General features: G+C 76.7%; 3 protein-coding genes. 1 reads left to right on the top strand and 2 read right to left on the bottom strand.

All coding sequences use genetic code 11. From position 1 onward, the window contains the following. Nucleotides 1-229: 229 nt before the first annotated feature. Nucleotides 230-2,470, bottom strand: coding sequence for an RICIN domain-containing protein (locus tag ACFUEL_RS32595; protein WP_380240663.1), 2,241 nt, complete (start codon nt 2,468-2,470; stop codon nt 230-232). A 413-nt stretch (nt 2,471-2,883) separates the two neighbouring features. Between ACFUEL_RS32595 and ACFUEL_RS32590 the strand changes: the two genes are divergently transcribed. Further along, nucleotides 2,884-3,396 carry an ATP-binding protein gene (locus ACFUEL_RS32590; protein WP_380240661.1) on the top strand — a complete coding sequence of 171 codons (513 nt, stop codon included), beginning with the start codon at nt 2,884-2,886 and terminating at the stop codon, nt 3,394-3,396. An 82-nt stretch (nt 3,397-3,478) separates the two neighbouring features. On the opposite strand, the gene ACFUEL_RS32585 is transcribed toward ACFUEL_RS32590, so the two are convergent. Beyond that, nucleotides 3,479-6,322: an AAA family ATPase gene (locus ACFUEL_RS32585; protein WP_380240659.1), complete on the bottom strand. Its 2,844-nt coding sequence runs from the start codon at nt 6,320-6,322 to the stop codon at nt 3,479-3,481. Nucleotides 6,323-6,433: the final 111 nt, after the last annotated feature.

Genomic DNA, 6,433 nt, shown 5'->3' with positions numbered 1-6,433 from the left:
GGCCAGCTGTCCCTCACAGACGGCCGGCCCGGTGCCCTGCCGCCCTGGGGTTCCACGGCCCGGGCGGCCTCCAGCCCCGGATGCGGCGGGGCCGGGCGACCGCGGTGTTCCGTTCCGGACCCGGGCACCCTGGGGTGTCCGGCGGACGCGCGGTCGCTCGTGGTGCCGGTGCCACGGTCGGCCGTGACCCTCATCAGGCCGTGCGGCCCGGCACCCGTTCGGGGGTTCCTCAGCTCACCGGGACCAGCTTCCAACGCTGGTTGGCACCGCCGTTGCGGTACCACTGCAGGGCCTGGGCGCCGTCCTGGGCGGAGCCGCCGGAGACGTCGAGGACGTGCCCGGTGGCGCGGGACTCGACGACGTACGTGCCGTCGGCGTCGGGTGTGAGCAGCCACTGCTGGTTGGCGCCGCCGTCGCCGGTCCACAGGTCGAGCGGGGTGCCGGGCAGCGCGGTGCGGCCGGGCACGTCGAGCACCTTGCCCGCGGCGGCGCCGGTGATCGTCCAGAAGCCGTCGGCGGCGGGGGCGAGCTTCCACTGCTGGTTGGTGCCGCCGTCGTCGGACCACTGGACGACGGGGGTGCCGTCGGCGGTGCCGCCGCCGGCCGCGTCGAGGAGCTTGCCGCTGGCGGCGTTGACCAGGCGGTAGGTGCCCGGCCGGACGGCGGCGGGGGTGCCGGGGGCGACGAACAGGTTGGCGTACTGGGCGGCGTGGTAGCCGTCGGTGCCCAGGCCGACCAGGCCGCCGCCGAGCGCGGTGTCGGTGGCGGTGCCGACCCGGGTGCCGTCGATCGCGGCGGTCAGGGTGCTGCCCTGGAAGCCGAGCGCGAGGCGGTGCCAGGTGCCGGTGCCGGGCGCGCGGACGCTGCCGCGGGCCAGGACGGTGGTGTTCCAGGCGGTGTCGGTGCGCACCAGCTGCCAGGCGCCGGTGTCGGCCAGGCTCAGCCGGTAGGCGTCCAGGCCGCCGTTGTTGCGGCCCTGGCTGCCGGCCCGGCCGAGGATCTCGGCGCTGCCGGCCTGTTCCAGCAGGACGTCCGCGGAGACGGTGTAGTTCGACCAGGACAGGTCGCCGAGCAGCGCGTAGGGCCGGGGGTCCTTCTCGTCGGTCCACCGGATCGGCTGGACGGGGGCGTTCTGGCGCAGGCAGGTGCCGGCCCGGCCGCCCGCGCAGGGGGCTTCCTGGAAGGCGCCGTTCATCGTGGCGAGGTAGCGGGCCTCCCGCCCGGCAGGGTGGGCGAGCGCGTCGGTGTAGGGCAGCGGCAGCGGGGCGCGGTCGGGCCTGACGGCGGTGCCGGGGGCCTGCCCGGTGGTGGTGGTGAAGGTGTAGACGCGGTCGGGCTGGAGGGTGGCGGTGTAGGTGCCGTCGACGGGGGTGAGGTCGGCGGCGCGGGCCATCCGGGGTTCGGCGGCGTTCAGGTCGGTGGTCCACACGTGCAGGGCGCCGCCGGGCAGGGAGCCGGTGGGGTGCAGGGTGAGGGTCTGGGGGGCGCCGGCGCCGGTGGTCTCCACGACGGTGGACCAGGCGGTGCGGTCGGGAGCGGCCAGGGTGACGTAGCTGCCGTTGGCGCGGTCGCCGCCGAGGTAGCCGGAGGCGGGGTCGAGGTACTGCCAGCCGGGCGCGGTGAACTGGGTGGTCTGGGCGGTGACCCAGGCGCTGCGGCCGACCCGGTAGGCACCGGACCAGGGCTGGTCGGCGGTGACCAAGCCGTCGGTGTGGAAGAACAGGTTCGGGTAGAGCGCGGCGACGACCGGCCAGTTGACGAACGCGGTCATCTTCCCGTCGAGGTAGCCGCGGTTGATCGCCCGAGCCATCGCGACGGCGCCGCTCTCGATGTCCTGGGAGCCGTTCTCGCTGGCCCACAGCGGCTTGCCGAGCGCCTGGGCGTCGGGGCTGCTGGGGCAGGTGTCCGCGGCGGACAGGTAGCCGCAGGGGTAGTGCACGCCGACCACGTCGACGGCTCGGTCCAGGGCCGCGTCGGAGTGCATCGCCCCGGCCAGGTCCCAGCCGAAGGAGTCCGCGCCGACCACCTTGACCGAGGCGTAGCCGTGCGCGTTCAGCGCGGCGCGCAGCTTGCCGTACCAGGCGGCGTCGTAGCCGCGCTCGTTCCAGCCGCCGAGGTAGTCGATGGTCAGGTGGTGCTTTCCGGCGCAGTCGAGCCAGGTGAGCAGGTAGTCGACCATGTCCTGGGACCAGAAGTTGCCGTTGCCGATCCAGCCGGGCGCGCCCCAGGAGAGCGCGGCCAGCTTGACCTGCGGGTTGCGGGCCCTGGCCTGTTCCATCAGCCACCACTCGTAGCCGGCCGAGCAGTCCACGCTGCCGCGGGCGTGCTCGATGCTGGCCTCGGCGCCGTCGGTGGAGTTGGTGTCGCCGCCGACCTCGACCTTGAGCAGCTGCAGGGCGGCGCCGTAGCCGGGCTTGAACAGGTAGTCGAGGACCTGGGAGCGCTCGGGCTCCGGGTAGTCGGCGAGCAGCCGGGAGTTGCCTCCGCCGCCGCTGATCGCTCCGACGCCGTCGAAGGTCCGACCGGGGCCGGTCTCGGATCGACGGTGACCGAGGTGGGCGGTGGTGCGGTGGCGGCGAACGCGGGGGACGTGGGGACGAGGGCGAGGACGGCCAGCAGGAGCGCCGTGAGCAGGGCGGTGGGGGCGGGGCGGGGTGGCACAGGGAACCTCCGATGTTCACCTATGTTCTTCAATGGTCCGACCGTGCGAGCATTGAACAGAAGTGAACATTAAGGGGGTGGTGGCGACCGGTCAATGCCGGTGCGCCGGACTCGGTCGACGAGCCCGTTGGGTACCCCCAAAGCAGCCGACCCGCATTGTTCCGCCGGACCGGGTCCCCGACCGTAGCGGTGGGACGCCCTTCTCACCTCGGGAGATTGCCTGTGAACACCACCGGTGCGGTCCGTCCGGCCGCCTTCGCGCCCGCACCGTGGCGCTCGTCCTCCTCCGCCCCCCGCCGCCGCCCGGACGGGCCCCGGGAGTGCGCACTGCCGCTCACCCCGTCCGTCGTCGCCGACGGCGAGCTGGCCAACTGGGTCACCGGCCACCTGGCCCGGTGGCGGCACGACCGGCTCGCCACCGGCCTGCGGGTGGTCACCCGCGAACTGGCCCGCAACGCGCTCGCCCACGGCCTGGCCCCCGCCCGGGCCGTCCTGGCCCTGCGACCCGACGGCCGGATCCGGATCGCCGTCACCGACGCCGGGCCGGGCTTCGACCCGGATCTGCTGCGCACCCGCTGGATCGTCCGGCAGTCGGACGATCCTTGCGGCGGCCTGGCCTTGGTCGCCGGGATCAGCGCCGCCTGGGGCACGGACCGGCTGCCGCTGGGCCACCGGGCGTGGGCCGACCTCGACCCCGCCTCGCCCGGACGGGCACTGCTGCGGATCGTTCCCTGAGCCGGGACAGGCCCGGGCCCGCGGCCCCACCCGGTCGGTTCCGGGCCCGTCCCACCACCTCTTCCCCGCCTGTACGCCCGGTTCAGGAGGCGGCCCGCAGCGCCTTTCCGACCCCGTCCCGGGTGGTGGCGAGCTTCTTCAGCACGCTCGCCACGTGGTGCTCGACCGTCCGGGGAGACAGCACCAGCACACCGGCGATCTCCTGGTTGGTCGCTCCGCGGGCCAGCAGCTCGGCCACTTCGCGTTCGCGCGGCGAGAGCCGGCCGCCGTAGCCGCGCCGACCGGGCTTGCGCTTGGCCTGTAGGCCGAGGTCCTGGCCGAGCGCCCGGGCCCGGGCCAGGTCGGCGGTGGCGCCGAGCGCCGCGTATGCGGCGGTGGCGAAGGCGAGAGCGGCGGCGGCCTCCACACCTTCCGCCCCCGCTGCCGCCAGGGCCCGGGCTTCCCGCTCCGCGGCCTGCGCGCTCTCGTAAGGCCGCCCGATCTCCTCCCAGGCCAGCCGGGCGGCGTGGTGCCCGGCCGCCGCCCGCTCCGGCGCGGCCGCCTCGGCGAGCAAGCCGTGCGCGGTGCGCAACTCGGCGCTCGCGGCGGGGGCGTCCCGCCCGTCGAGGGCACGCGCCACCTCGGCGGCCAGTTCCTCGGCGGCGGTGCGCTCACCGCAGGCCAGCGCGGCCGCGACGGCCTGCGGGACCAAGCCGCCGGCGTGCATCCAGTGCCCCGCCCGCCGGACGGCGTCGAGCGCGGCCCCGGCGCTGGCCCACGCCGTGCGGTGCTCGCCGCGGGTCAGCGCGACCGCGACGGCGCCCGCTGCGGTGCGCCTGGCCAGGCCGCCCATCAGCCGGTCGGCGGTGCTGGCGGCGGCCTGGCCGAGGACGTCCGCGGCCCGGGCGGTCAGCCCGTGGGCCAGCGCGAGCGTGCCACCCGCGACGGTCCGCTCTGCGGCGACGACCAGGCTGTCGGGGTGGGCGGCGGCGAGCGCCTCGAAGCGCTCGGGCAGGCCCTCCCAGCGGCCGGCCAGCGCCTCCATCCGCAGCAGGGTCGCCTCGGCGTGCAGTTCCACGGCAGGAAAGCCGGTGTCACGGGCCAGTGTCAGCGACTCGGCGACCAGGGCGGCGGCCCAGCGGTCGTGACCGTAGTCGAGGAGGTTCTCCCCGGCGTTGTACAGGGCCCGCGCGGTCTGCCGCACCACCCCGGTGTCCGGGTCGTGCCGGGGGAGCGCGTCGAGCCTGTCGCGCACTCCGGTGTCGCCGGTCACCACGTCCAGGGTCAGCCGGGTGGCCCGGACGTCCGCAACGAGCACCCGGTCGTCGCTGCCCCGCACCGCCCGCTCGGCCCGGGCGACCCAGCGCCGTGCCGCCTCGGGGCCCCGCGACTCGTCGACGGCCAGCGCCAGCATGGTCGGCACCGCGGCGACCGAGTCCGCGCCGATCTCCTCGACGGCGCGGGCGAGTTCGGCCATGCCCTCCCGGTCGGCGGCCTGGTTGAGCAGCAGCGCCCCCAGGCCGGTGCGGATCTCGCCCCGGGTGGCGGGTGGCAGCCCCCGGTCGGCGAGCAGGGCGCGCAGCGCCACCGCGTTGGCATGGAAGTCGACGCCCTGGCCGGCGATCGGCGCGAGCGCGCGGGCGGCCCTGGCTCGGGCGTCGGGGTCGAGGCCGGGCTCGGCGAGCAGTTGGCGCAGCAGGGCGGCGGCCGTTCCGGTGTCGCCGAGCGCGAGGGCCTGGCCGACGGCGGCCTCGGTGCCCTCCCGCCAGCGCGGCAGGTCGCCGAGCGCCCTGGCGTGGTGGGCGATCCGCACCAGCGGGGGCGGGTCCAGCGCGGCCAGGACGTGCAGCGCCTGGCGGTGCAGCCGCCGCCGGACCGGTCCCGGCGTGTACTCCTGGACGGCCTGCCGGGCCAGCACGTGCCGGAAGGCGTAGCGGTCCGGGCCGTACTCGCGCAGGACGGAGGCGCGCAGCACCTCCACCAGCCCGGCGGCGCCGCGCTGCTCGTCGAGCCCGGCGACCCGGCCGATCACCGCCTCCGAGGAGGGCGCGGCCAGCGCGGCGGCGGCTTCGGCCACGGCCACGGCGTCGGGGGGCAGCCGCAGCAGCCGTTCCGTGACCGCCTCGCGCAGGCCGCGCGGAACGTCCGCGTCCCGCAGTCGGGCCGCGTCGTCGCCCCGCCCCGGGTGGTCGAGCAGGGCGAGCAGGTCCTCCTCGAGCACCAGCGGCAGCCCTTCGCCGCGCCGGTACAAGGCGACCACCACGTCCGGGGTGGCGCGGCTGCCGAGTGCGGAGCGGGCGAGGTCGCGGACGTCGGCCTCGGTGAGGCGTCCCAATACCAGCACCACCACCCCGGCTCCGGAGCGGCGCAGCAGGGCGGTTCCCAGGGCCGGGACGCCGCCGGGCTGGTCCTCGGGGCGCTGGGTGAGCAGTAGTGTCAGGCCGCCGGGGAGGTCGCGGGCGAGCAGGAGCAGCAGGTCGCGGGTCTCGTCGTCGATCCAGTGCACGTCCTCGACGACCAGGACGGCCGGGCCGAGGCCGGTCAGGAAGTCGCGGACGGCGTGCAGCAGGTGCAGGCGGCGCGCGTGCGGATCGTCGGCCGGTACGGGTGAGCCGCCGGGCAGCAGCGCGGCCAGTGGCGGGGCGGGGGGCGGCAGACCGGGGGGCAGCCGGGGCAGTGCGCGGCGCACGGCGTCCACCACCGGCCCGTACGGCAGCGGTTCGCGCAGCGGGTGGCAGACGCCGACCAGCACCTGCCGCCCGTCCTGCGCCCACCGCGCGACGGCCTCCCGGACCAGGCGGGACTTGCCGATCCCGGCCTCGCCCTCGACGATCACCACGCCGGGCGGGCGGGCGGCGGCGGCCTGCAGCCGCTCCTGCTCCGCGGCCCGGCCGACGAACCGGAAGCCTCCGCTCCCGGCGCCGGGACCTCCCGCTCCTGCGCTCAAGCCGTCCACCTGCCCGTCTCAGCCGCGGCACGTCGCTCCCCTGCCACGCTAGGCCCCGCGCAGCGCCGGCGCCGCCCGGCAGCGGGTGCCGGGCGGAACCGATCAGGCCGC

This window comes from Kitasatospora sp. NPDC057198 (genome assembly GCF_042670125.1).
GTDB lineage: Bacteria > Actinomycetota > Actinomycetes > Streptomycetales > Streptomycetaceae > Kitasatospora.
Note: the sequence above shows the minus strand (reverse complement) of the source record. Positions and strands in the feature narration are given on the sequence as shown.